Genomic DNA, 24,484 nt, shown 5'->3' on the forward strand with positions numbered 1-24,484 from the left:
CGCGGAGGTTCAGTGGGTCAGCCGAGACGCACCCGCGCCTCGGCCTCGTCGTGGTCCCGGGCGGTGCGGCGTACGACGGTCAGCGTGAGCACCAGCGTCAGCGCGGCGGTGATCGACAGCAGCCCCAGCCCGATCGCGTAGGAGTCGGTGCGCCCGTAGATGTAGCCCATCAGCAGCGGCGGCACGAAGCCACCGAACCCGCCGGCCGCGCCCACCAGCCCGGTGACGCCGCCGACCCGCGCCGGGTCGGTCACCCGGGCGACCAGTGCGAAGGTCGCGCCGCTGCCGCAGCCGAGCGCCGCCGCCATCGAGAGGAACGCGGCAGCGCCGAGGCTATCGACCGGCGGGTGGGTCGCTGCGACCGCAGCCCCGACGGTGACCACCGCGAAGCCGCCGGCCAGGACCGGGATCGGGCTGAGCCGGTCGGAGAGCCAGCCGCCCACGGGCCGCATGAGCACGGCCACGACGACGAAGCCGGCCATCCGGTTCGCCGCCCCGCCCGGGGTCAGGCCGTACTCGGTCCTGAGGTAGGCCGGGAGGTAGACCGAGAACGCGACGTAGCCGCCGAACGCCACGGCGTACATGACGCAGGCCTGCCAGGTGATCGGGAGCCGGGCGTTGGCGACCAGCCGAGTGACCAGGCTGGTCGTGGGGAGGCTGCGACCGGGCGCGTCCCGCAGCACGAGCCACGACACGACTGTGTAGACCGCCAGCGCGAACGCGGTGATCAGGAACGGAGCGCGGTGGCCCACCTCGGAGTAGAGGTTCACGGTGGTGAGCGCACTGATGGCGGTGCCGCCCATGCCGGCGCCGAAGATGCCGACCGCCAGGCCGCGCCGCTCTGGTGGGAACCAGGCGTTGACGAACGGCACGCCCACCGCGAACGCCGTCCCGGCGATCCCGAGGAAGAACCCGCCGACCAGGATCAGGGCATAGGAGTCGAGGGCGAAGAAGGCCAGGAACAGGACCGGCACGATGGTCGCCGCGGACACGAGTGGGAACATGACCCGGCCGCCGTACCTGTCGGTGAGGGCGCCGACGACGATCCGGCCCAACGAGCCCACGACGACCGGCACCGCGACCATCAGCGCGACGTCGGACTCGCTGAGCGTGCCCAGGGTCCCGTTCTGCCGGAAGAGGGGGCCGAGCGGGCTCAGGAGCGCCCAGGCCCAGAAGTTCAGGGCGAACCCGACGGTGGCCAGGGCGAGCATGAGGTACGGCGACCTGGTGGGTGCGTCCGCCTCTGTCCGTGCGCTGTCGCCGGTCGTGGTCATGGCCATCGTGTGTTTCCCTCCAGCGCCATCGCGCAGTCTGCGGGCGGACCTCACCGCTCCGTCGGACCAGAGTCGGGCAGGAAGCGCATGGCCGGACAGGGACCTTCGTCCCCGCTGGAGGTGACCTCGAACCCTCAGTCCGCCTGCTCCGGTCGGCCTAGCCTCCAGATCACGTCGGAGGGAGTTCGGCATGCGCGGGTGGCGTCGGTGCCTGGCGAGCGGAGCCGCGGTCGTCCTGGCCGAGACGGTCTTGATCCGGCTGGGCCGCACCTACGGGTCGACCCTCGTCGAGCGCACGCAGCACCTGCCGGGGGACGAGCTCATCCGGGGTGCCGACGTGCAGACCGACCATGCCGTGACCATCGACGCCCCGCCGGCTGCGGTCTGGCCGTGGCTGGTCCAGATGGGCTGGGGGAGGGGTGGGTGGTACACGGCCCGGTGGGTGGACCGGCTGCTGTTCCCGGCGAACGGGCCCAGTGCCGATCGCATCGACCCGGACCTGCAGGACCTCACTGTCGGGAGCTTCGTCCCGGACGGTCCGCCCGAGACGGAGTGCGGCTTCACCGTCGTGGCGCTCGAGCAGGAGCGCGCCCTGGTCCTGCGTTCCGACAGCCACCTCCCGGTGAGCTGGAGATCGCACGCCGCCATCGACTGGACCTGGGCCTTCGTGCTGACCCCGCTCGACGTCGGCGCTCGGACCCGGTTCCACTTCCGCTCCCGATGGACCACCCGGCCGTGGTGGCTCACCCTCGGGAGCCGGGCCACCGTCGTCCCGGCCGACTTCCTCATGTCGCGCGACATGCTCCGAGGCGTCAAGGCGCGCGCGGAGCGGTATGCGCGGACCGTCCGGTGAGCCGGCCCGGCAGGGCCACCCCCGCCGGGCGGCCCTCACCGTGGTGAGGGCCGCCCTCGTGGTCGGTCAGGCGAGCTGGTCAGGCAGTGCGGGTGTGGGCGAGGCGAGCTCGTCGTTCCGCCTGGGCCGCGAGCTGGCTCAGGCGGTGGGCGCGGGCCGTGGCGCGGCCGGCCTTGCGGGACATGCGTCGGGCACGTGCCAAGCGGCGACCGAGACGACGCTGGTCGGCGTCCTCGAGTCGGGCGGTGATCACGGCCCGGGTCAAGCTGTCGTGCAGCAGGTTCAACGGCGCTCGATTCATTGGTGGTGAGGTGTCGAGTCCGGGAGAACGGCGGTGTTGCGCCGATCGCGCGAGCACCGGCCATTCGGCTTCGAATGGCCTTTGCATTTCCCGAGCGGATTGTGCTAACCTCAATTGTGTAATGGGCAACCTCCCTTTTTGGCCATTACCAAGAGGGTACGAACATTCGCCTGGAATGTCGAGACTTCCGGCTGTTCGGGTTCCATTTCCTCCGACGCTGGCTGACGCCGCTGAACAGCTCACTCAAGCCGTGACACGCGTGCTCCGATACCGCACGGCGACCGCCCCCGACCGGAACTCTCGGCGATCCACGAGCTCGAGCTGGATGCGCTCGCGAAGACCGGCGAGCAACGTCGGCCCGTGTCCGGCCAGGACCGGCTGCACGAGGAACACGTACTCGTCGATCAGTCCCAGGTCTGCCAACGCCAGGGGGAGTGTCACGCCCCCCACGAACAGGTCCTCGCCTGGCTCCTGCTTGAGCCGCTGAACGGCTTGCCCGAGGTCGCCCCGCACCAGCTCGGCATTCCAGTCGACCTCGTTCAGCGTGCTCGAGACGACGTACTTCTTCGCCCCGTCGATAGCCTCGGCGAACGGGATCTCCCACTCGTCCATCCAGTCGGGCCACGTGCCCGTGGCAGGCCGCCGCCACGCCGACTCCATCATCTGGTAAGTCACCCGGCCGAACAGCAGGGCACCGGCTCGTTCCATCTCGGCGGTCCAGTAGCGCATCGACTCCGCGTCGGGGGCGAGCCCTCCCTCGTGATGGCAGCAGCCGTCGAGTGTGACGTTGATCGAGTATCGAAGTTGTCTCATCTCGCTCGCTCTCCCTTGATGCGCGCACCGCGGCCTTCACCGGACCGTACTCAGACCGCTGCCGGCGCCATTTCTCAGCGGCGCCCGAGCGCACCTGGGTGACGATGACTGCTGTCGACGGGACTAAGGTGTGTGAAGGGTTGTAGCCCCACGTGCCTCGGGCCGGTCTGGTGTAGCCGAGCCTGAGAAGGCGGTCAACGAGGCGATGCGAACGCATGCGATACGACGTCGCGTCGCTGCCACGCCGTTGCTGCGGCGACTCTCATGACGTCGCCCACCGAGGTGCGGCGTCGGCGCAAGCTTCCCGCCAAGACGTGGGGCGCGCTGGCTGTGGTCGGCGTGGTGATCGCCTTCTCGCTGAGTTCAACGCTGGTCAAGCGCGCGGAGTCCCCGGGCGTCCTCGTCGCGTTCTGGCGGATGGCGGTCGTCAGTGTCGTCTGGAACGCCTACCTGATCAGCACGGGTCGACGGGTCACCCTGCGGCACGTGCGCCAGGCCCTCGTTCCTGGGGTCTTCTTCGGGCTGAACTTGGCGACCTTCTTCGCCGGGGCGACGCACAACAGCGTGGCGAACGCCGCCCTGATCGGTTCGCTGTCGCCCTTCCTGATCGTGCCGATCGGAGCCCGTCTCTTCGGGGAGTACATCCATCCGCGGGCGCTCGTGTTCGCGTTGGTGGCTTTCGGCGGCGCAGTCATGGTGCTGCTGAACGCGCCACCCATCGGAGACGCGTCGGTGCGCGGCAACGTGTTCGGCGCGCTGGCGATGCTGCTGTGGACGGGTTACGTCGTTTCGACTCGACACTTCCGCCGAGACATGGATGTCGCGACCTTCATGGGGACGGTCAGTCCGATCGCAGCCGTTGCTGTGCTCCCCCTGGCCATCGCCGACGGAGGCATGTTCGGTATGAGCAGTGTTGGGTGGACCTACACGCTCGTCCTCACCTTCCTCACAGGGCTCGCCGCCCATGGGCTGATGGTGTTCGCGCAGAGGACGATCCAGATCGGCACGATCGGCATCGCCTCGGTGGTGCAGCCGGCCCTGGCCGTGGTGTGGTCCTTCCTGCTGCTGGGCGAGACGCTGCGACCGCCGCAGGCGGTCGGCATCGCCATCGTCATCAGTGGGCTCGCGGCGTTCCTGGTGCTGAACCAGCTCGGCGGGCGCAGCCGTCGGGCCACCACCTTCGAGCCTGTGACGGTCCCGGTCGTGGGGGCCGCGGGGGCTGTTCCGTAGCGCTTCCCGCACGGAGGACCGAGGCGAGTAGCACGCGACGGCGTTCAGGCCACGTGTCGCACCCAGTCGGCATCGACCCGGTCGACTTCTGTGATCAGGTGGTCGGCCGCTGCCATCCGCCGATCTGCCGTTTCGCACAGCTCCTTGGCCAGCGCATGGTCGCTCCTGCTAGCGGAAAGGCGTGCCAGCGCATCGAGTGCGAAGACCTCGGCAGGGGCGTCGCCTTCGGACCGGGCTGTCTCGAGGATCGCCTCCAGGCGGCTCACGGACTCTTCGTCTCGCTGCTCTGCAGCATCCATGGCGGCCAGCAGACACGCCCCCAGCGCCGCCCCCTCGCCGCCTCCGGCATCGCGGTGCCAGGAAGTTGCTGCGGTGAGCTGGGCGCGTGCTTCCGACCGCTTTCCGAGCGTACGCAGGACGCGGCCCAAGTGGACCCGGGCGAGTGCCGCCAGCCGCACGTCGCCAGTGGCTTGGGCCTTGTCGATCGCACTGCGCAGCGTGGTCGAGGCGGCGTCGTGGTCACCGGCCAGACACTGCGCTCGGCCCAGGCTCATGACCTGGTAGGCCTCGGTCTGCTGGAATCCGAGTTGCCGTGACCTATCGGCTGCGAGCCCGATGTGATGCACAGCGTCGTGGAAGCGGTGCTCGAGTCGGGCCAGCTCACCGAGCATCGCTTCGCCGCGAACGTGGAGCCATGGGTCATCGACCGCCTGCAGCCATCGCTCGACCTCGGCGGCGGCTTCGACGCTTCGCTCGTGCTCACCGGCCGAGAGCGCTGCCCGGGCGGCGAAGAGCCCACTCGCCACCCGGTCCCACGGGCGGTCCAGCCCCTCGTAGAGCGCGCGGCTGAGGTCGGTGAGCTCCATCGCCCGGCGGAAGTCCCCATCGTGCGAAACGACGTAGGCCAAGTAGTAGGCACAGCGTGCCTGAAGGTCGACGTCCTGTATTTGGTCGGCCAGCTCTTGTGCCGCCGCCACGTGGTCCCGGGCGCGTTCGAGGCTGCCCGTCGAGGCCTCGATCCACGCTGCCAGCAGCAGGCCGTTCGCCGTGTCACCCGCGAGCGGGTCGTCATCGACGGCGGCGAGTGCGGTCAGGATCCGCTGTGCGCCACGACTGTCGCCCTGGACCACCCATGCCCAGCCGAAGCCGTTCGCGATGCGAAGTCCGGCAGTCGGATCATGAGACGCCGACCAGGACAGCGCGGCCTCGATGTTGGCCCGCTCGGACCGGGCGAAGGCCAGATGCTCGGCCTGGTTGGCGCTGCGCACGCCTGTCGTGCTGGAGCTCGCGGCTCCGGCGAACCAGGTGGCGTGCGCCTCGAGCGCTCGCTCGGACATCTGGGCCTCATCCATGGCTTCGAGGGCGAACGCACGGATGCTGTCGAGAAGCCGGTAGCGAACCGAGCCGGCATCGTCGTCGACGATGACCAGGGAACGGCTGACCAGGCGTCCGACGACGTCGATCGCCGCGGCGGCCGGCACGTCGAGAGCCTCGAGGACGAACTCAACCGCCGGCAGGGGAGCGCCCCCGGCGAACGTGGCCAGCGCCCACAGACCGCGTTGGTCGTCGGGGAACAACAGGTCGTAGCTCCAGCCGATGGTCGACCTGAGTGCGCGGCGGCGTTCCGGCCTCCGGCTGGTCGGGTCGCTCAGCACGCTGAACCGGTCATCCAGACGACGGGTGATCTCCGTGATGGACAGCGTCTTGGTACGCGCGGCAGCGAGCTCGATCGCCAGTGGAAGACCGTCGAGGGACCGACACAGCTCGGAGACGGGATCGTCGTCCCCCGATGTGCGAGGCAGCCGCTGAGCGGCGGCGCGCCGGGTGAACAGCTCGACCGCGTCAGAGAGCTGTAGCGGCTCGAGGTCGAAGACGACCTCTCCTTCGACGCCCAGGGGTACCTGGCTCGTGCACAGGACCCGTAGCGCCGGAGCAGCATCGAGCAGGCGCACTGCCAGGGCCGCCGCCCCGTCGAGCACGTGCTCGCAGTTGTCCAGGATCACGACGGCCGACGTGCGCCTCAGCCGTTCGAAGAGCGCGTCCTCGCCCCCGGGTCCCTTGACCGCGCCGACCAGCACGTCGACCACCTCGTCAGGGGTGGCCGCTGACTCGAGTCGCGCCAACCAGACGCCGCTGCTCCCGACTGCGGTCGACAGGCCGAGCCCGCGGCCGACCTCGATCGCGACCGCGGTCTTCCCGATGCCCCCCGGCCCCACGACCTCGACGAGTCGTCGGCTGCCGAGCAGTTCCGACAGGGCGGCAACGTCGTCCGCGCGGCCGACCAGCTCCACCGACATCGACGGCAGGTTTCCGGCCGCTGCGGCGACCCGGGCCGGTGCGAGGCCGCCCTCAGCGGCCTCGAGGGAAGGGTCTTGGGTGAGGATCAGCTGCTCGAGCTGCCGCAGCTGCGGCCGCGGATCGATACCGAGCTCTTCGGCCAGGGTGGTCCTGATCGTCTGATACGTCGCCAGCGCATCCGCCTGGCGACCGGCCCGGTACAGCGCCGTGATGAGGAGCTCCCACAGCCCCTCCTGGAACGGGTAGGTCTTCACCTCCGTTTCCAGCGGGCCGATCAGGTCGCTGGGTGCGTCGCCGAGCCGCAACCGCGCCGCGTACAGCATCTCGACGAGCTGCGTGCGGGTCTCCTCGAGCTGCGTCCGATGGGGGTCGCCCCAGTCGCCGGCACCGGCGGCCGGCAGCACCTCTCCGCGAAACCGTGCCAACGCGGACACACATAGGTCCGCGGCCGCACGGACATCGCCGGCGTCTAGCAGAGCCGCTGCAGAGGCGGTGAGGTCGAGCGCCACCAGCGCATCGACGGTCGACCGATCGACCGCGAGGGCATACCCGCCGTCGCGGCTTCTGACCAGGTCGGGGTCACCGAGTGCTCTTCGGAGCATCGCGACCTTCGACTGCAAGGTGTTGCGCCGGGCGGGACCGTCTTCAGCCGTCCAGAGTTCGTCGAGGAGCTGGTCCGCACGTACCGGTGCGCCCGCTTCGAGCGCGAGACGCACCAACAGCTCCGACGTCTTGCCGGTGGGCACCTCCACCCGGCGGCCGTCGCGGGTGACCTCGAGGGGTCCGAGCACCGCGATCGTGAACACCAACCGAGGGTATGCCCGTCCGGTGGGTGCGGAGTCAGGCTGGCGTCAGCGCATCGTCAGCGCCTCGGGCCACAGTCGGCCCATGCCCGATGACGTTGAGAATCTGGTCCACCGGCTGGTGGGCGGCGACCGCCAGGCCGCTGCGGACATCCTCGAGCGCTCCACGAGTGATGACTCCCCGGCCCTGCTTGTGGCCGCCGCACTTGTCAGCGACGCCCCCGACCCCTTGCTCACCCGGGCCGCGGCGAGCGCCACCAAGACCCGGGATCGCCAGCTGGTGGCCATCGTCACCGCACACCTGAGGGACGACGTGGACCTCCTTGACGTCCTCGTCCGCGACCACCTCACCGATCACCCCGACAACGTCCTTGTCGCCTGGATCGCCGCCCAGCACACCCCAGCCGCACCTGCGGCCCGTCAACGAAACGAGGAGTAGCCATGCCCGCTGTTCAGACCACGTCCGCCCCGACTGCGCGCCACTCACTCCCACGAGACCTCATCAGGTGGCTGGTCACCTTCCTCGGCTACCCGCTCGGTGGATTCGTCGCGTGGCTGGTCCTCGGACCAGTCGACAGTCTGGCGCCCGCGCTCCTGGGCGGTCTGGTCACCGGCGCCATCCTGGGCGCCGTCCAAGCCTGGGGATTGGCCCGCGACGGACGGTTCTTCGCGCAGTGGTCGGCAGCCACGTCCGTCGGGCTGATGGCCGGCCTCGGACTGGGTGCGACGACCGTCGACTACGACACCACGCTGTCCGCACTGGTGATCCAGGGGGCCATCTGCGGGTTCTTCGTCGGAGCCGCCCAAGCGGTCGTGCTGCGACCGACGCGTGGTATCCCGGTGTTGGCCTGGCCATTCTTCCTCGCGGTCGTGTGGGCAGCGGGCTGGACCGTGACCACCTCTGCCGGTATCGGGGTCGACGAACAGTTCACCGTCTTCGGCGCCAGTGGCGCCCTGGTCGTTGCACTCCTCACCCTCGTCCTTCCATTTGTCCTCCGACGCAGCGACGCGCGCACGCGCTGAGTCCCGCACGTCCTGGCCGGCCCCGGCTAGGCAACCGACCCGCCCGTCCCCAGCAAGCACGAGAGGCAAGTGCCATGTCCATGCAACCTACGAAAGCTCCTAGCTCGCGCGCGGGGCGAGCAGACGACGCGTCGATCACCCGACGACTGGCACGCGCATCGGCGGTTCACCCGTGGCGGATCGTCGTCTCCTGGGGGTTGGTCCTGGTGGCCTCGGCGGTGGCCATCGCAGGGCTGCTCGGGTCGGCACTCAACTCCGACGCCAGCATCACCACCCATCCCGAGTCGATGCGGGCAAGCGAAGTGCTCGCCGACAACTTCCCGGACGCCGGCAGCTTCGACGAGGCGGTCGTCATCCGCTCGGACCGACACACCACCGATGACCGGGCCTTCAGGCAGTTCGTCGCCGAGGTGCGGTCCTCGCTCCAGCAGACCGGCACCACCCACACCGTCGGCGACCCGTACGCCGGCGACCCCACCGCGATCTCGGAGGACGATCACGCGGCCCTGGTCACACTCACCCTCGGCTCCGACCCGGACACGGGGATCGAAGCACTGCTCGGCGAAGTCGCCGCGTCCGACGTCGACGACGCCTTCGACGTCGACATGACCGGCACCTACACCCTCGACCACGACTTCCAGGAACTCTCCTCCTCCGACCTGGAAAAGGGTGAGCTGCAGTTCGGTCTCCCCGCGGCGATGGTCGTCCTGGTGCTCGTGTTCGGCGCTCTGATCGCCGCGTTCCTGCCGATGACCATCGCCATCATCTCGATCGTCGTGGCCGTCGCCAGCACCGCGGTGCTCGGCCAGGTCACGTCGCTGTCGTTCTTCATCGTCAACATGATCACGGCGATGGGCCTCGCCCTCGGCATCGACTACAGCCTGTTCGTGCTGTCCCGCTACCGCGAGGAGCGATCGGCCGACAAGGACAAGCTTTCCGCCATCGTCGCGACCGGAGGCACCAGCGGCAAGGCGGTCCTGTTCAGCGGCAGCTCCTTCGTGGTGGCCCTCTCCGGCCTGCTGCTCGTGCCGGACACCATCCTGCGCAGCCTGGCTCTAGGTGCGATCATCGTCGGGCTGATCACTATGGCGGCGTCCCTGACCTTGCTCCCCGCCCTGCTCTCGTTGCTCGGTGACCGGGTCAACGCGTTGAGGCTGCCACTCTTCGGCCGCGAGCACTCAGCGGAGAGCCCGTTCTGGACCCGCACAGTCAACGCCGTCGTACGCCACCCGGTCGCGACCCTGAGCGCTGGACTGATCATCCTGTTGGCTGCGACGGCCCCTGTCCTCGGACTGCACACCGGCAGCGCGGGCGTGAGCTCGCTACCCGACTCCGCGTTCTCAAAGGCCGGCGCCCTGGCCTTGGATCGAAGCTTCCCGCACCTCACGGCGGACCCGGCGAAGGTGGTCATCTCGGGCGACGTGGGATCCGTCGCCGTCGAAGCGGCCATGTTGACCTTCGAGGCGTCCGTCACCGACGACCCCGACTTCGGCGCACCCACACGTCAGCTCGCCCCGAACGGCACGGTGGCCCTGATCAACGTCCCACTTGTCGGCGACCCCAACAGCTCCAGCGCCAGGAACGGCCTCGAACGCCTCCGTACCGACCTCGTGCCGGCGGCGTTCGACGGCACTCATGCCGAGGTCCTGGTCGGTGGAACCACCGCCGAAGACACCGACTACTCGGGCGTGATCAACAAGTGGCTGCCGATCGTGCTGACCTTCGTCCTCGGCCTGAGCTTCATCCTCCTCACCCTTGTGTTCCGCTCGCTGGTGCTCTCAGCGACCGCGGTCGTCCTCAACCTGCTGTCGGTGGGCTCGGCCTACGGCCTGCTCGTCCTGGTGTTCCAGAACGGCGTCGCGGCCGACCTGCTCGGATTGCAGCAAGTTGAGCGAGTCGAGGCGTGGGTGCCGGTCTTCCTGTTCTCGGTCCTGTTCGCGCTCTCGATGGACTACCACGTCTTCCTCCTGAGCCGCATCCGCGAGCGCTACGCACAGACGGGTGACACCCGCGACGCCGTCGTACACGGCATTGCCGCGACGGGCCGCATCATCACCGGAGCCGCGCTGATCATCGTGGTGGTCTTCGCGAGCTTCGCCTCTGGGCAACTGGTGATGTTCCAACAGATGGGCTTCGGTGTGGCCATCGCGCTGCTCGTGGACGCGACGCTCATCCGCATGGTCGTCGTTCCCGCGGTGATGACGGTGCTGGGCGACTGGAACTGGTACCTGCCCAAGTGGCTCGAATGGCTGCCCGAGCTGCACGTCGAGGGCGATCCGGCCCCGGCAGCCGAGACTCCGGCGGCGGCGCCACAGCTCGTCCCGACGTCGGTCCAGGCCTGAGGAGTCATCGATGAGCTCGAACGTCGCAGCCGGCGTACTGATGCTGGTCCTGCCAGTGCTCTTCAACACGGCCTTCGCTGCGCTGGCCGCGATGTTCGACTATCCAGACGTCCTTCGTCGCCCTACCGACGAGGTCCTGGCCAAGTTCCGCGAGGGCGGCACCCGGCTGGTGCTGTGGTGGTGGGTCTTCACCCTCACCGCGGTCGCGTTGGCGCCACTCTCGGTGTTGCTCGCCCTGGCGCTCCCTGGCGCGGGCGCGTCGCTCGTGGAGGTGGGTGCGACGATCGGCGTCCTCGCCGCTCTGGTGCAGTTCCTCGGGCTGGTGCGCTGGCCGTTCCTGGTGCCTGAGCTCGCCCGGATCGACGCCGATCCCGACGCGAGCCCGGCCCGGCGCGAGGCAGTCAACGTCGTCTTCCAGTCCTTCAACCGCTACCTGGGCGTCGGCGTCGGCGAGCACCTCGGCTACCTGCTGACCGGGACCTGGACGATCATGGTCGGCGTCGCGTTCACCCAGTCCACCGCAGTCCCGGCATGGCTGGGGCTCCCAGGGATCGTGATCGGCGCACTCCTGACTGTGTGCGCCCTGGAGTTCGTCGGCCCCGCGGAGCGCTACGGTTGGAAGCTCGCGGCCACGCTCACGCCTCTCTCGTACGTCGCATGGAGCGCCTGGCTGATCGCCGGTGGCATCGCGGTGTTGGTATGACCTCGCGGTCCGGGGCCAACAGGGGCAGGTCGGGACCGCGCGCGGGTTGCTGGGCCATGACGGCGCCATGACAGCGCTCGATTCCCGAAAACGGCAACGCGTGTTGTCGCAATGGCATCGAATGGCGACGCTGGTCGACGTGAACGAGTACGACGTGGCTGTGATTGGCGGAGGCGCTGCCGGTCTGTCCGCCACCATTGGTCCTGAGCCGGCGCGCTACAGGGTCGTGGTGATCGACGCCGGCGAGCCCCGCACCGCGCCCGCCGCGCACATGCACGGCTTCCTCTCCCGCGACGGCCTGCCGCCGGGCGAGCTGCTGGCGGTCGGGCGCGAGGAGATGGCCGGCTACGGAGGCCACCTGCTCGAGGGGGCACCGTCGCCGGGATCACCCCGGTACGACCCGAGGCGGCAGGTGGCCATAGAACGAGGTGCGGGCACTACGGTGGGACACGAGAACCTCCGGGTGGATGTGGGCCTTAGACACGCCACACCCCACCCGGGGGTTCTCATTCGTTCAAGCCGCCACGCCAGCTACCAACGTCCTGACCGAGTACATCTAGCGGCTGACGGTCTTGACCTTGAAGTCGTCGAAGGTGCCGGTGGCGCCTTGGCCGAAGAGCCGCTCGCTGGGAGGGATGCTGACGGAGAGTGCAGGTGCGTCCGGGTGCTGGAACGGGAACGCGTCGAGCAGACTGAACAGTCCGTGGCCGATCGCGAGGCTGTCGATCTTGGAGCCCAGCTCCTCCCCGGCGCCCAGCGAGGGGTAGGTGCCTGTGAAGGGAACGCCCTGAACGTCGAGCGGGATGCCAACGTGGTCGACATGGGCGACGTTCTTGCCGTCGAAGAAATAGTCGACAGAGCCGACGCCGCCTGCGCGGCTGAACCGGATGCTCACGGTGTGGGCGCCGGGTGAGGCCGGGATCTCCTTGATGATCTGGGTGTACATCTTATCGGTGCCGACGTAGTCGGGTGATCCGGACTGAGCGTTGCCTGTCACGTTGGATGGCAGGCGCTCGATGAGTGGGAACGCGGTATGCCCCGAGACGAACCAGTCGAAGAGCTGCCCGGTGCTGAAGTCGATCACGTTCATGACCACACCGGCCTGCTGCCCCTCGAGTGTCGGCTGTGCATAGGGAGCACCACTCTCGGTGTATGTGCCGTGGATGACCCGGCCGGGCTGGGTTCCCGGCGTGGAGGCCTTGATGGTCGAGCTGATCTCCACCGATCCGTCGGTGGGCACCGGGAAGGTCTTGGTGCTGATCGCGATGTACTTCAGATGGTCAAACACACTGACGTCGTTGGCGGTCTTGAACGGTACAGCGGAGACGCTGAACGCGCCCCTTGCGAACGAGCTGGTGCCGCCCGCGGCCAGCTCGCCGGGGCCGTAGATGTTGGCCCACTTCGCCACGTAGTCGGCTTGGGAGTACCGCGGCTTGTCGAAGTCGTCGTAGATCTCGACCGTCGTCCGCTGTCCCGACGACGGAGCGGCCGGTGCCTGCGCGGTGGGTGCTTGCGCGTCTGCAGCGTGCGACCCGAGAACGGCAACGAGCACACTGAGTGTCGCCGCCGTGAGCACTGCGATGCGCCTGGTCCCGAGGATCGTATTGGAGTGGGGCATGGGGTCCTCCCAGGTGGGTTCGCGAGTGCTCGAACTCTCCTCCGGCGATGAGCCGGGGTCATGCCGCAGTTGGGGGATGACAGAGGCGGTCGGGTCATGCACCGAATCTCGACAGGCCACCCGCACTCACCCATGTCACTGTCGGGCCACCTTGAACATCGCGGCTTCCGCGCGTTGAGCGGGATGCGTCTTTCCGGCTCCCTTCTGTGGTCAACCGGTCCGGCGTAGCGTCTTCTCCGCGGGTCCGGGAAGTGGCCGATCCGAAGTGTCGATGAGCAGGGGAAGGTCGACCGCGCTGGATTCTTGAGTCGCCCTGCAGTGCCCTCCCTGGCCCGTGCCAACGTCCTCGACAGCGGCGAGCTGGAGGTCGCCGAGGAGCTGGCGGTAGATGGAGTCGGAGATTCTGCGCTTGAGGCACCGGATGGCTTCGAGGGGTTTCTTGCCCTCGACTCTCTTGCGCCGGTAATAGGCCCGGCCGTCGGTGTCGAGGCGGATCTGGCTGATCGCGGCGATGTGGATCATGTGGTCCATCCGCCGGTTCCCTGCCCGTGAGAGCCGGTGCCGGTTCTGCTCCCCCGAGGATGCGTCCAGTGGTGCGGTGCCGGTCCAGGAGGCGAACCGGTTGCGGTCAGCGAACCGGGCCACGTCGCCGACGTCGGCCAGGACCCGGGCCGCGACCACGGGGCCGACGCCGTGGAGACCCATCACGCGTGAGCCGCGGGCCAGGACGATGGCTTTGAGTTCGGCAGTGGCCTTCTTGATCTTGGACTCGACTGCGACCAGCTCGGCGAGCTGTTCGGCGGCGTTGCGCCGGCGGGTCTTCCCGGCGATGTCGCGGGGGCGCACGTTGGCCAGCATTGCCTTTGGCCTGACCAGTGGTGATGTCGCGTTTCGCTGTCCTGGCAGGAGTTCTGCGAGCAGGGCCTGGAGTCGGTCGACGGTCTGGACCCGCGCCTGGTCAAGGCTTCGCGGCGGTCGGTGAGCATTCGCAGCGCCTCGAGCCCACTGTCGAGCTGCAGCACCCGCAGCGTCGTGGTGCGCACCGCGACTGCGGCGACCGCATGCGCGTCGTGGGCATCGGTCTTGCGGTTGTGGCCGGAGTCGAAGAGCCGGACTCGGGCGGCGAGCTTGGCTGGACGTCGACGACCTGTTCGCCATCTTCCAGAAGTCGCTGGACCAGTGGCCGGCCGGCGCCGTTGCTTCCCTCGACGGCCCAGACCGGTTCGGCCAGGTCTGGGCGTAGGTCTTCATCGCCACGTAGCCGGCCCGGTCGGTGGTGAACCGACCTGACCAGGGCAGCTACTCGCGTTCGTCGACGACCTCGATCGTGGCCGACAACTTGTGGGGATCGACCCCGATGATCACCTGCTCTACGCGCTGACCATGTGCTGCTCCCGCCTGTGCTCGTTCCGATGTGGACGGCGAGGTGGGCATTGCTACTACGAGCAGGGCAGTCCCTCTTGAGCCACGCCTCGTCACGGTGACCGGCGAGCCGCAGACCGAAAGAGAGCCGCGGACAATAGACCCCCTCTGAACGCATCGTCGCAGATCAGAGGGGTGGTGCGGACGGGCTGGCCTGTAAGCCGGGTTCTGTTCCCGGGTCCCTTGCGGTTCCCGTTCGGCGACCATCCATCTACGAGTGCCGTTGCTGGCACCCTCCAGCGGTCTACCCGCGTACTCGGGCGGGCCGCCCTCGGCGTACGCGCGCCCGGTGCCCGAAGGCACCGGACTTCTTGACCTTGCTCCAGGTGGGGTTTGCCGAGCCGACCCGGTCACCCGGGTCGCTGGTGGTCTCTTGCACCACCGTTTCACCCTTGCCGCTCCGGACCGAGGCCCGGAGCGGCGGTCTGTTCTCTGTGGCACTGTCCCGCGGGTTGCCCCGGGTGGGTGTTGCCCACCACCTCGCCCTGTGGAGCCCGGACTTTCCTCGGCACCGCACCGCGAGGGTGTGGTGACGCGGTCGCCCGGCCAGCCCATCCGCACCTGAAGGGTAGGCGAACGAGGGGACCTGCGTCATGCCGACGAGGGCGGGTACCTACCACTCATGCCCAGCCGTTGGTTCTTCATCGTCACGGTCGGGGCGTTGCTGGTGGTGCTCGCCATCTTCTGGGTCATCGTCCTCGTGCAGGGGGACGACGAGGACCAGGGCGGCAACGTCGACAAGCAGCCGCCGCCGCAGTCGGCGGCGCTGGTCCGCGACTATCTTTCGGTGACATGAGCTACTGGTACTGCCTCAACCACCACGCGGTCGAGGGCCAGGACGGCTGCGACTACAAGGACCGGCTCGGCCCCTACGACACCGAGGAGGAGGCGGCACGGGCGCTCGAGAAGGTCAAGGAGCGCAACGAGGCCTGGGACAACGACCCCCGCTGGAACGACGAGCTCGAGGACTAGCCCGCCCGGTGGTGATCAAGCAGGGGCCCAAGGCCTCACCGTGGCCGTTCCTGGCCATGATCGGGATGGCCGGCTGCTTCTTCCTGTACGCCGTGAGCGGGCTGCTCGCCCCGTGGTACGCCGTGGTGCTCCTCATGGTGATCTGGGTGCTGCTCTTCCTCGCCGCCACGCGCTGGTGGACGCCACACCCCGCGCGCACCCTGGTCCTGCCGGTGATCGCGCTGGCCCTCTGGTTCGTCGTCCTGACGGCGGGAGAGGCGCTCTTCGGCTGGACCGCGTGAGCGCTAGCTGGGGCTGACCCGCAGGATCACGTCGTTCCCGCCGCCGTTGTCGGTGGTGACGAGCAGGTCGCCGTTCCGAGACGTGGAGACCGTGCGGATCCGGCCGTACTGCCGCAGCGCCTTCGGCGCGCGGACCTTCTTCAGCTTGCCCTTCGCGTCGAAGGTCAGGAACAGCACCCGGCTGGCCTTGAGGCAGGCCACCGCCATCGCGCCGTTCAGCGCACCCCACTTCGCGCCGTTGAAGAACGTGCCGCCGCTGGTGGCCACCGTCGGGTCGCCCGAGCGCCACCTTGCCTTGAGCTGCTTGCCCGGCAGCGACGGGTCGGTCATCGGCACCGACTCGTTGTAGCCGGGCACCGGGTTGTAGCCGTAGTCGCCGCCGTTGACGAGCTTGTTGACCTCGTCGTCGCGGTAGGTGCCCTGCTCGATGCTCCAGAGCGAGCCGTCGGCGCGCTCGGTGACGCCCTGGACGTTGCGGTGGCCGTAGGTGTGGACGTACGCGCGCGGACCGGACGACCCGGCGTACGGGTTGCTCGGCCACGGCGCGCCGGTGAACCGGTCCAGCCGCAGCGTCTTGCCGCCCAGCGAGTCGAGGTCCTCCGGGTTGGTGCCCTCCGCCGCGTCGCCGGTGCCGACCAGCAGCGACCCGTCGCTGGTCACGATCAGCCGGCAGCCGCCGTGCCTGCCCGAGCTGGTCGGGAAGCCGCCGACCAGCTCCTTGGCCAGCGTCGCGGTGCGCAGCTTCTTGTCGAGTGTCCACGCGGTGACGTGCACGTCGTGGCCACCGTTGCCGGTGAACCCGCCCTGGCAGGTGTAGATCCGGTGGTTGCGCTTGAAGTCGGGGTCGACCTCGAGCCCCATCAGCCCGGTCTCGCCGGAGACCCAGACGCTGCTGCTCGGGAAGCTCACCTTCTTCACCTTGCCGTGCTTGAACACCGACAGCGTCGCGCGGTCCCGCTGGGTGAAGATGAGCGTGCCGCCGGGCAGCGACTTCACGTCCCACGGGTGGTCGAGGTTGCCGACGACCGTGGTGACCTTGAGCTTGGGCACCGGCTTGCGCTCGGCGGCCTGGGGTTGCGCGCGGTGCGCGGCCCGGGCCGGGTCGGTCACCGACGCGACAGGCATGGCGAGCGAGACGGCGAGGACGACGAGAAGCGACCGGGGGAGACGCATACCCGCAACGTACCGATGCCGGATGAGAGCACCCCGGTACCGATCTCAGCGTGCCGACCCAGATACAGGTCCTATGTGGACGACGCACGGGTTCCGGTGCGGTTCGGAAATTGCTCGACTGTCGAGCATCGTCAGATCCCGATGCCATCAACAAGCGATGGGCGAGACGCAGTTCTCCACATCTTGAGCAAGATCGTCCATGGAGCAAGGGCGGCTGACGATGTCATGCCGATATGGGAGATACCGAGATAGAGGCGCTTTTGCGCGGCCAGGACGGCGTGATCGCTCGTCGCCAGGCGCTGGGGGTCGGCCTCACCGACGTCGACATCGAGCGGAAGCTTCGACGGCGCGAGTGGGCGCGCATTCATCCTGGCGTCTATGTCGAGCACACGGGTCCGCCGACCTGGCGGCAGCGAGCATGGGCCGCCGTGCTCTTCTACTGGCCCGCCGCGATGGCCGGCGAGTCTTCGCTGGCCATCCAGAACGTCCGTGGTTACGAGCCCAACGAGGGGTCGCTCATCGAGGTCGCGGTCGACCGGGATCGGCGGGTAGTACGACAGCTTGGGATCGTGGTTCGACAGCACGCCAGGTCGCACACCTTGTGTCAGACCGGTCTCAACCCGCCGCGCCAGCGGCTGGAGCACGCCTTGCTCGGTGTCGCATCACGCAAGCGCGGTCTCGATAAGAGCGTGGGAGTGCTCGCCGATGCGGTTCAGCAGGGACGCACCACGCCCCGTCGACTCCTTGATGCGTTGGCAGAGCGTCCCCGTCTCAGGCACCGGGCAGTCCTCATGATGGTGCTCATTGACGTTCAGTCCGGAGTCCACTCGGTGCTCGAGTACCGCTACCTCAAAGATGTCGAACGAGCCCACGGACTGCCCTCGGGGAATCGGCAACGCCGCGTCGACGTCGATCGGTCGGTCACGTATCGGGACGTCGACTACGTCGAGTTCGGCGTGACCGTTGAGCTCGACGGGCGGATCGGCCACAGCGAAGCTGCCGACCTGTGGGCTGACCTCGAACGCGACATCGTCACCATGACCTCTGGCGGGCTCACCGTCCGGGCCGGCTGGATCCACGTGTTGGACCCCTGCCGTCTGGCCAAGGCCTTGTCCGAGGTGCTCACCGCGAAGGGGTGGCCGGGGACTCTGACGCCCTGCGGCCCGAACTGCGGAGCATCTTCGGCACCTGGTGCCGAAGATCCTCGGCTGACTGCGTGGCCCGCTCCTGGACGGATCCCGAGCTTCAGGAAGCTGTAGACAGTCGAGCTAATTTGGAACCTCCAGCAATGCCAAGCGCAACCTCGCCAAAGTCATAGCCAGCCGTTCCCATCAGCGATGATCACGGCCTCGGCACGGTTGGCGGCACCGGTCTTGCCGATGGCGGCGGAGAGGTGGTTGCGCACGGTCCCCTCCGAGAGGAACAGCTTCCTGGCGATGGCGGCCACTGTCGAGCCGTCGCGGGCGGCGCGCAGCACCTCGGTCTCGCGGGCGGTGAGCGGGGACTCGCCGGCCACCAGCGAGTCGGTGGCCAGGGCGGGGTCGACGACGCGCAGGCCGGCGTGCACACGGCGTACGGCGTCGGCCAGCTGGGCCGCGGGGGTGTCCTTGACCACGAATCCGGCGGCCCCGGCCTGCAGCGCGCGGCGCAGGTAGCCCGGTCGGCCGAACGTCGTCACGATCAGCACCCGCGTGGACGGCGAGGCGTTCCGGACCTCGGCCGTGGCGGATATTCCGTCCAGGCCGGGCATCTCCACGTCCAGCAGGGCCACGTCGGGCCGGTGCTCGAGCACCGCTGGCAGCACGGCGTCGCCGGTGCCGACCTCGGCGACCACCTCGAGGTCCGGCTCGAGGTTGAGCAGGGCGGAGAGCGCGCCGCGGACGAGCGCCTGGTCGTCGGCGAGGAGGAGTCGGATGGGCGTGGTCACGAGCGGACGACCGAGAGAGAGAAGCCGGGAGAGAGCCGCCGGGTCACCACGGTGGCGCCTACGTCGGCCGCGCGCTCGCGCAGCCCGGCCAGCCCGGAGCCGTGGCCGCTGGATGACGGGGTCGCCGTTCCGTTGTCGACGACCTCGGCGCACGTGGCGGTCAGCCGGACCTCGCAGTGGGAGGCGCCGGAGTGGCGGATCACGTTGGTCACGCCCTCGCGCACCGTCCAGGCGAACAGCTCGCGCAGGTCGGAGGGAACGTCGTCTGTGGAGTTCGGCAGGTCGGCGTCTATCTCGGCGGCCTGCAGAGCGACCCGCGCCCGGACCAGTTCGCCAGGAAGCGTGATGTCGCGGTAGCCCTCCACTGCACGGCGTACGTCGGTGAGCGCGTCCCGGCTGAGCCGCTCGAGGTCGGCCAGCTCGGCGCGGGCGCGTTCGACGTCGACGTCGAGCAGCCGCTGTGCGAGCTCGGCCTTCACTGTGATGACGGTCAGCGAGTGGCCGAGGATGTCGTGCAGGTCGCGCGCGAAGCGGCTGCGCTCGTTGTCGACCGCGAGCCGGGCGTTCTCCTGATGGGCGACGATGAGCTCGACGTTGCGGTTCATGACCGCGCGGAGCCCCAGCACCGCGAGCGAGGCTGCCATGATCCCGAACGCCGTCCCGACCTGACTGCCCCACTGCTCGACCCCTCCGAGCCCCAGGGTGCCGACCGTCAGCGCGATCGCGATCGGGATCGAGACGCGGTAGGGGAACACGAGCACGCACGCGACGCTCACGTAGACCACGCAGGCGAGCCCCTCCTCGCCGATGCAGGCCACGGTGATCGCGCCGAGGACGAACAACGCGACGATCCACGACAGCGACCACCTCAGCGGCGGGGTGGTGAGGTGGCGGTGCCGGTCGGCGCGGTACCGCCACCACAGCACCATGTACGCCGCCGCGAACAGCACCGTCGAGACCATCCCCACGACCCCGCGCCACTCGTCGCGGCGCGCCCAGCCCGCGAGGAAGGGGTTCACGAGGAAGAACAGCCAGATCCCGGCGAACAGCGGCCCGAGCCTGCCGACGGGAGGGGGTGTCTCTACCGCGGACTCCATGTCGGTCAGCTCGGTGCCGTGCGCGGTCCGGCTCACGGTGAGCACGTTAGTCACACGCGGGCGGTGTCCTTGCTCATCCGCCACGCCGCGCCGAGGACGAAGACGGCGAGCCAGCCGATGGCGTTGACCACGGCGTACCACGGCAGGTCGCCGGTGAGCGGCGCCCGGGTGATGACGGCGACACCGAACATCGGTGTCCACTGCGCGATGTGCCAGAGCAGGCTGGTGTGGTCCTGGATCGGGATGAACACCGTCCCGAGGAACGACAGGATCGCCAGGCCGGGGCCGAGGATCTGCATGGCGTTCTCGCCGGGCACCAGGTAGCCGACGAACACGCCGAGCGCCGCGAAGACGAGCGTGCACAGCACGCCGAGCACCGCGCAGGCCACCCAGCGCCCGGCGGGCATGTCGGGCTTGCCCTGGAGGACGCCGACGACGTTGACGACGGTCACCGCCACGGCTCCCGTCACGACGGCGACGATCGCCTTCATCACGATGTAGACGACGGGGCTGAGGGGCGTCAGCCGGAGCTGGCGCGACCATCCCATGGCCCGCTCCATGGCGACCATCGCGCCGGCCGCCGCGGCGGTCAGCGCGGCGCCGTAGAGCGCCATCGAGACCATGACGTACGCCGCGACGTTGCCGTGGCCGACCTTGTCGTCCCAGCCGGAGCTGCCGCCGAAGGAGAGGAACAGCGCCGCCGGGAAGACCAGTGTGAAGAACATGGTGCGCCGGTTGCGCAGGATCCGCCTCAGCTCGATGCCGAGGATCGTCCGGTTGAAGCCGCCCAGCGGCGGCACCTTGCGGGTGGTGGGGTCGATGGTGGCGGTGGCCATGGTCAGTCCTCCTCGGTCGTCAGGCTCAAGAACGCGTCCTCGAGACCCTTCGAGATGATCTCGAGGTCGCGCGCGTCGGTCTCGGTCAGCAGGTAGCGGGCCACGGTGTCGCTGTCCTTGGCGTGCACGATCACGGTCTCGCCGCGGACCTCCACGCCGTCGACGCCGCCGATGGCGGCGATCGCGTCGGTGTCGGCGTTCGCCAGCGTGGCGCGGACCGATCGTCCCGAAGCCAGCCCCCGGATCTCCGAGCCGCTGCCGTCGGCCACGATCCGGCCCTTGCTGATGAGCACGATGCGGTCGGCGTACTGGTCGGCCTCCTCGAGGTAGTGGGTGGCGAACAGCACCGTGCGGCCCTGGCGGGCGTCGGCCCGGATCGCGGACCAGAACCTACGCCGGCCCTCGACGTCCATCCCGGTGGTCGGCTCGTCGAGCAGCAGCAGGGCCGGGTCGGGCAGAAGGGCCATGGCGAACCGCAGCCGCTGCTGCTCGCCGCCGGAGCACTTGGCCACCTTGCGGTCGGCGATCCCGGTGATGCCGGCGTTCTCGAGCACGAGGTCGACCGGCTTGGTGTCGGCGAACAGGCTCGCGGTGTATTCCACGGTCTCCCGCACGGTCAGGTCCTTGATCAGCCCGCCGGTCTGCATGACCGCGCTGACCAGGCCGCGCGCGATCGCCTCCCGAGGCTCGAGCCCGAGCACGCTGACCTCGCCGCTGGTCGGCTGGGAGAGTCCGAGCACCATGTCGATGGTCGTGGTCTTGCCGGCGCCGTTGGGCCCCAGGAAGGCGACGATCTCGCCCTGCTCGAGCTCGAGGTCGATGCCCCTGACCGCCTCGACCGCGCCGAAGGACTTGGTCACCCCCGAGAGCGAGACCGCGGGCACGGGGGTGGTGGCCACGCCGGTCCTGGAGAGCTGGGTCTGTGTCATGGCAGAAGCCTCGCCGCCGGCCGCGTCCGAGCCCTCAGCGGAGCGTCACGAAGCGGCCGTGACATTTGTCAGAGGGAGGCGGTCCTGGCTGGCGGTGGGGTGGCAACAGTCATCCACAGGGAGAGCGGTTGCTATCCCACCGCCCCCTGTCCCCCGAGGGCAGTCAGAAGGTGTGCTCGGGGCCGGGGAAGGTCCCGGCCTTCACCTCCTCGGCGTACGCGCGGGCCGCGTCGAGGAGCACGCCGTGCACGTCGGCGTACTGCTTGACGAACCGCGCCATCTTGCCGGTCCGCAGCCCGAACGCGTCCTGCCACACCAGCACCTGGCCGTCGGTCTCGTTGCCGGCGCCGATGCCGATGGTGGGGATCCGGAGCTTGCGGGTGATCTCGCCCGCCACGTCGCCGGGGACCATCTCCATGACCACCGCGAAGGCGCCGGCGTCCTGAACCGCCTCGGCGTCGGCCAGCACCCGCGCCGAGGTCTCGCCGCGGCCCTGGACCCGGTAGCCGCCGAGCGCGTGCTCGGACTGGGGGGTGAAGCCGATGTGTGCCATGACGGGGATGCCGCCGTGGGCGAGCCGCTCGATCTGCGGCGCCATCTCGACGCCGCCCTCGAGCTTCACGCAGTGTGCTCCGCCCTCCTTCATGAACCGGGCGGCGGTCAGGTACGCCTGCTCCGGCGAGGCCTGGTAGGAACCGAACGGCAGGTCGCCCACCACCAGCGCGCGCTGCACCGACCGCGACACCGCGCGGGTCAGCGGGATCAGCTCGTCGACCGTCACCGGCAAAGAGGTCTCGTTGCCGTAGACGTTGTTGGAGGCGCTGTCGCCGACCAGCAGCACGTCGATGCCGGCCTCGTCGAAGGTCTGGGCGGCGTACTGCTCGTACGCCGTCAGCATCGTGAACTTCTCGCCGCGTTCCTTCATCTCCCGCAGGTGGTGCGTGCGCACCTTCCGCACGGGGGCCGGGGCGCTCGAGGCTGTTGGCCCGGTGCCGTAGGGAGCGGTCTCTTCGGGGGTGCTCATCTCGAGCTCCAATCGTCGTCTCGCGGTTCCCTGGTGGTGTCCACGGACTCTCGAAAATGCTAACGACGTACGCGCGGGTAACGACCTGTGTCGCTGGTCACGCCTTGACCGCGGCGCCGAACACGACGTCGACGCAGACCTCGGTGATGTCCCGCTCCTCCAGCTTCCCGAGGACCTCGTCGTGCACGCGGTCGGCCTGCCCCGGCGACAGTGCGTCCACGGTGGCTCGAGGGCCCGAGCCCATCACGATCACCCAGAAGTCCTCAGGGCGCGGCACCGGATGGGTCGCCGCAACCGCCTCGGCGGAGGCGTTCTCCACTCCGGCAGCCTCGAAGACCTCGAGGAGGGCGGTGGGTTCGGTGATGTCGTCCCACGGGTTGAACCCCTTGTAGAGCGAGGGGTCCTCCGCGCGTACGGCGTCCCAGAAGATCGACGATGCGGGCTCGAGCCAGCCCGGACCCCAGGTCGTGATCGCGAGCGTGCCACCGCTCGGCCGGACCATCCGCCACATCTCCGAGGTGAAGCCGGCCCGGTCCGGCAGGAAGAACACGCCGAAGACGCAGACCACCGCGTCGAACTCGCCGTCGGCGTACCCCGTGGCGGTCGCATCGGCGCACCGGAGCTCGAGGTTGGTCAGCCCCTCAGCGTCGGCCCGCGCCCGGGCGAGGTCGAGCAGCCCCCGCGAGACGTCGACGCCCACGACGCTGCCCTGCGGGGCGACCGCGTGCGCGGCCGGGATCGCCGATGCACCCGCGCCGCAGCACAGGTCGAGCACCCGCTGGCCGGGCCGGAGCCCGGTCCGGGCGATCGTCTCGCTGCCCCAGCGGTCCCAGAAGCTCAGCTGCGGCGCGGTGAACCGGTCGGCCGCCGAGTCGTAGGTCTGCTCGGCCCGCTGCGTGGCCTCGGACCAGCCCGATGGGTCCATCTGCGGAGACTACGCCCGCCGCGCGCGGGGACCCGGCCACCGCTCATCGAGCCCGTCGCGATGACCGCATCCGGGGCATCGGGTGGGTCCCAGCACCGGCTGCGGAGGTCTCGACAGGCTCGACCAGCGGTGGTGGGGGAGGTCTCGACATGAACCGCCCTGGGTTCTGTAGAGGCTCGGCCTATTTGATTGCGACCGGGGTTTGGTCGGCTTGAAGGTGAGCGTAGAAGGTCTGCTCGAACTCGGCTGGTGGGATGTCGGCGAGGTAGCCGTGGAGCCGCTGGGTGTTGTGCCAGTGGACCCAGCCCAGGGTGGCTAGCTCGACATCCTCGACGCTCTTCCACGGTTGGCCATCGCGGGCCGGGCCGCGGATGAGTTCGGCCTTGTAGTAGCCGTTGACGGTCTCAGCCAGGGCGTTGTCGTAGGAGTCGCCCACGGTCCCGATGGAGGGGGTGGCGCCGATCTCCTCGAGCCGTTCGCCGTAGCGAATCGAGGTGAACTGGCTGCCTGCGTCGCTGTGACAGCGCAGCCCTTCGAACCGTTGTCCGCTCAGCTGAGCGCCGCGGGACCAGCGGGCCATCTCGATCGCGTCGAGCACCATGGTGGTGCGCATGTGTGAGGCGACCCGCCAGCCCACGAT

23 protein-coding genes, 1 other RNA gene and 1 pseudogene are annotated in these 24,484 nt (G+C 69.2%); 11 read left to right on the forward strand and 14 right to left on the reverse strand.

Features of this window, described 5'->3' with window-relative positions:
• Positions 1–17: 17 nt before the first annotated feature.
• A complete protein-coding gene (locus VFV89_RS01225; protein WP_329704068.1) occupies positions 18–1,274 on the reverse strand; it encodes an MFS transporter in 1,257 nt (418 codons plus the stop codon).
• Between the two features lie 190 nt (positions 1,275–1,464).
• On the opposite strand from VFV89_RS01225, the gene VFV89_RS01230 reads away from it, so the two are divergent.
• Complete coding sequence (locus VFV89_RS01230) at positions 1,465–2,127, forward strand: hypothetical protein (RefSeq protein WP_329704069.1); 663 nt, start codon at positions 1,465–1,467, stop codon at positions 2,125–2,127.
• A gap of 544 nt (positions 2,128–2,671) precedes the next feature.
• Here VFV89_RS01230 and VFV89_RS01235 read toward each other — a convergent pair.
• Positions 2,672–3,241 (reverse strand): dihydrofolate reductase family protein, encoded by a 570-nt coding sequence (locus VFV89_RS01235; RefSeq protein ID WP_329704070.1) that lies wholly within the window; start codon positions 3,239–3,241, stop codon positions 2,672–2,674.
• A 264-nt stretch (positions 3,242–3,505) separates the two neighbouring features.
• Here VFV89_RS01235 and VFV89_RS01240 point away from each other — a divergent pair, with 264 nt between their 5' ends.
• The gene (locus VFV89_RS01240) at positions 3,506–4,471 is read left to right on the forward strand and encodes a DMT family transporter (RefSeq protein WP_329704071.1); all 966 of its coding nucleotides are present in this window, start codon (positions 3,506–3,508) and stop codon (positions 4,469–4,471) included.
• Between the two features lie 44 nt (positions 4,472–4,515).
• On the opposite strand, the gene VFV89_RS01245 is transcribed toward VFV89_RS01240, so the two are convergent.
• Entirely contained in the window at positions 4,516–7,575 is a 3,060-nt protein-coding gene (locus VFV89_RS01245) for a BTAD domain-containing putative transcriptional regulator (RefSeq protein ID WP_329704072.1), read from the reverse strand.
• An 82-nt stretch (positions 7,576–7,657) separates the two neighbouring features.
• On the opposite strand from VFV89_RS01245, the gene VFV89_RS01250 reads away from it, so the two are divergent.
• The 5 genes and pseudogenes from VFV89_RS01250 to VFV89_RS01270 all read left to right on the forward strand — a co-directional run.
• Positions 7,658–8,011, forward strand: a complete 354-nt coding sequence (locus tag VFV89_RS01250) for a hypothetical protein (protein ID WP_329704073.1) — start codon at positions 7,658–7,660, stop codon at positions 8,009–8,011.
• Positions 8,012–8,013: 2 nt separating this feature from the next.
• Positions 8,014–8,595 carry a hypothetical protein gene (locus VFV89_RS01255; protein ID WP_329704074.1) on the forward strand — a complete coding sequence of 194 codons (582 nt, stop codon included), beginning with the start codon at positions 8,014–8,016 and terminating at the stop codon, positions 8,593–8,595.
• A 206-nt stretch (positions 8,596–8,801) separates the two neighbouring features.
• A complete protein-coding gene (locus VFV89_RS01260) occupies positions 8,802–10,937 on the forward strand; it encodes an MMPL family transporter (protein ID WP_329704075.1) in 2,136 nt (711 codons plus the stop codon).
• Positions 10,938–10,947: 10 nt separating this feature from the next.
• Positions 10,948–11,640 carry a DUF4386 domain-containing protein gene (locus VFV89_RS01265; protein WP_329704076.1) on the forward strand — a complete coding sequence of 231 codons (693 nt, stop codon included), beginning with the start codon at positions 10,948–10,950 and terminating at the stop codon, positions 11,638–11,640.
• Between the two features lie 121 nt (positions 11,641–11,761).
• Positions 11,762–11,881, forward strand: a pseudogene (locus VFV89_RS01270) (FAD-binding protein); the annotation flags it as partial.
• Between the two features lie 315 nt (positions 11,882–12,196).
• On the opposite strand, the gene VFV89_RS01275 reads toward VFV89_RS01270, so the two are convergent.
• The 3 genes from VFV89_RS01275 to rnpB all read right to left on the reverse strand — a co-directional run bounded on the left by VFV89_RS01275 (position 12,197) and on the right by rnpB (position 15,234).
• A complete protein-coding gene (locus tag VFV89_RS01275; RefSeq protein WP_329704090.1) occupies positions 12,197–13,258 on the reverse strand; it encodes a DUF6081 family protein in 1,062 nt (353 codons plus the stop codon).
• Positions 13,259–13,468: 210 nt separating this feature from the next.
• A complete protein-coding gene (locus tag VFV89_RS01280) occupies positions 13,469–14,104 on the reverse strand; it encodes an IS110 family transposase (RefSeq protein ID WP_329704077.1) in 636 nt (211 codons plus the stop codon).
• Positions 14,105–14,821: 717 nt separating this feature from the next.
• Positions 14,822–15,234: RNase P RNA component class A (gene rnpB / locus VFV89_RS01285), an RNA gene on the reverse strand.
• Positions 15,235–15,302: 68 nt separating this feature from the next.
• On the opposite strand from rnpB, the gene VFV89_RS01290 reads away from it, so the two are divergent.
• From VFV89_RS01290 to VFV89_RS01300, 3 genes are read left to right on the forward strand one after another with little or no spacing between them, the layout of a single operon-like run.
• On the forward strand, positions 15,303–15,476 hold the full coding sequence (locus tag VFV89_RS01290; RefSeq protein WP_329704078.1) for a hypothetical protein: 174 nt from the start codon (positions 15,303–15,305) through the stop codon (positions 15,474–15,476).
• On the forward strand, positions 15,473–15,652 hold the full coding sequence (locus VFV89_RS01295; protein ID WP_329704079.1) for a hypothetical protein: 180 nt from the start codon (positions 15,473–15,475) through the stop codon (positions 15,650–15,652). Before VFV89_RS01290 ends, VFV89_RS01295 begins: the two co-directional genes overlap by 4 nt.
• An 11-nt stretch (positions 15,653–15,663) precedes the next feature.
• A complete protein-coding gene (locus tag VFV89_RS01300; protein ID WP_329704080.1) occupies positions 15,664–15,933 on the forward strand; it encodes a hypothetical protein in 270 nt (89 codons plus the stop codon).
• Between the two features lie 3 nt (positions 15,934–15,936).
• Here the strand turns inward: VFV89_RS01300 and VFV89_RS01305 are convergent, their stop codons facing one another.
• Positions 15,937–17,106 (reverse strand): PQQ-dependent sugar dehydrogenase, encoded by a 1,170-nt coding sequence (locus tag VFV89_RS01305; protein WP_329704081.1) that lies wholly within the window; start codon positions 17,104–17,106, stop codon positions 15,937–15,939.
• A gap of 233 nt (positions 17,107–17,339) precedes the next feature.
• On the opposite strand from VFV89_RS01305, the gene VFV89_RS01310 reads away from it, so the two are divergent.
• Entirely contained in the window at positions 17,340–18,365 is a 1,026-nt protein-coding gene (locus tag VFV89_RS01310; RefSeq protein ID WP_329704082.1) for a hypothetical protein, read from the forward strand.
• 53 nt (positions 18,366–18,418) lie between these two features.
• Here VFV89_RS01310 and VFV89_RS01315 read toward each other — a convergent pair whose 3' ends face one another.
• The 7 genes from VFV89_RS01315 to VFV89_RS01345 form a co-directional block, all read right to left on the reverse strand.
• Positions 18,419–19,033 carry a response regulator transcription factor gene (locus tag VFV89_RS01315; protein WP_329704083.1) on the reverse strand — a complete coding sequence of 205 codons (615 nt, stop codon included), beginning with the start codon at positions 19,031–19,033 and terminating at the stop codon, positions 18,419–18,421.
• Positions 19,030–20,166 (reverse strand): sensor histidine kinase, encoded by a 1,137-nt coding sequence (locus VFV89_RS01320; protein ID WP_329704084.1) that lies wholly within the window; start codon positions 20,164–20,166, stop codon positions 19,030–19,032. The genes VFV89_RS01315 and VFV89_RS01320 overlap by 4 nt, the downstream gene beginning before the upstream one ends.
• A 14-nt stretch (positions 20,167–20,180) precedes the next feature.
• The gene (locus VFV89_RS01325; protein ID WP_329704085.1) at positions 20,181–20,966 is read right to left on the reverse strand and encodes an ABC transporter permease; all 786 of its coding nucleotides are present in this window, start codon (positions 20,964–20,966) and stop codon (positions 20,181–20,183) included.
• Between the two features lie 2 nt (positions 20,967–20,968).
• Positions 20,969–21,895 (reverse strand): ABC transporter ATP-binding protein, encoded by a 927-nt coding sequence (locus tag VFV89_RS01330; protein WP_329704086.1) that lies wholly within the window; start codon positions 21,893–21,895, stop codon positions 20,969–20,971.
• Positions 21,896–22,058: 163 nt separating this feature from the next.
• Complete coding sequence (panB, locus tag VFV89_RS01335; RefSeq protein ID WP_329704087.1) at positions 22,059–22,919, reverse strand: 3-methyl-2-oxobutanoate hydroxymethyltransferase; 861 nt, start codon at positions 22,917–22,919, stop codon at positions 22,059–22,061.
• A 97-nt stretch (positions 22,920–23,016) separates the two neighbouring features.
• Complete coding sequence (locus tag VFV89_RS01340; protein ID WP_329704088.1) at positions 23,017–23,844, reverse strand: class I SAM-dependent methyltransferase; 828 nt, start codon at positions 23,842–23,844, stop codon at positions 23,017–23,019.
• Positions 23,845–24,025: 181 nt separating this feature from the next.
• The coding region (locus VFV89_RS01345) for an integrase core domain-containing protein (RefSeq protein WP_329704089.1) at positions 24,026–24,484 on the reverse strand (459 nt) is incomplete at its 5' end.

The sequence above is a fragment of the Nocardioides sp. genome, from assembly GCF_036274455.1.
Taxonomy (GTDB): domain Bacteria; phylum Actinomycetota; class Actinomycetes; order Propionibacteriales; family Nocardioidaceae; genus Nocardioides.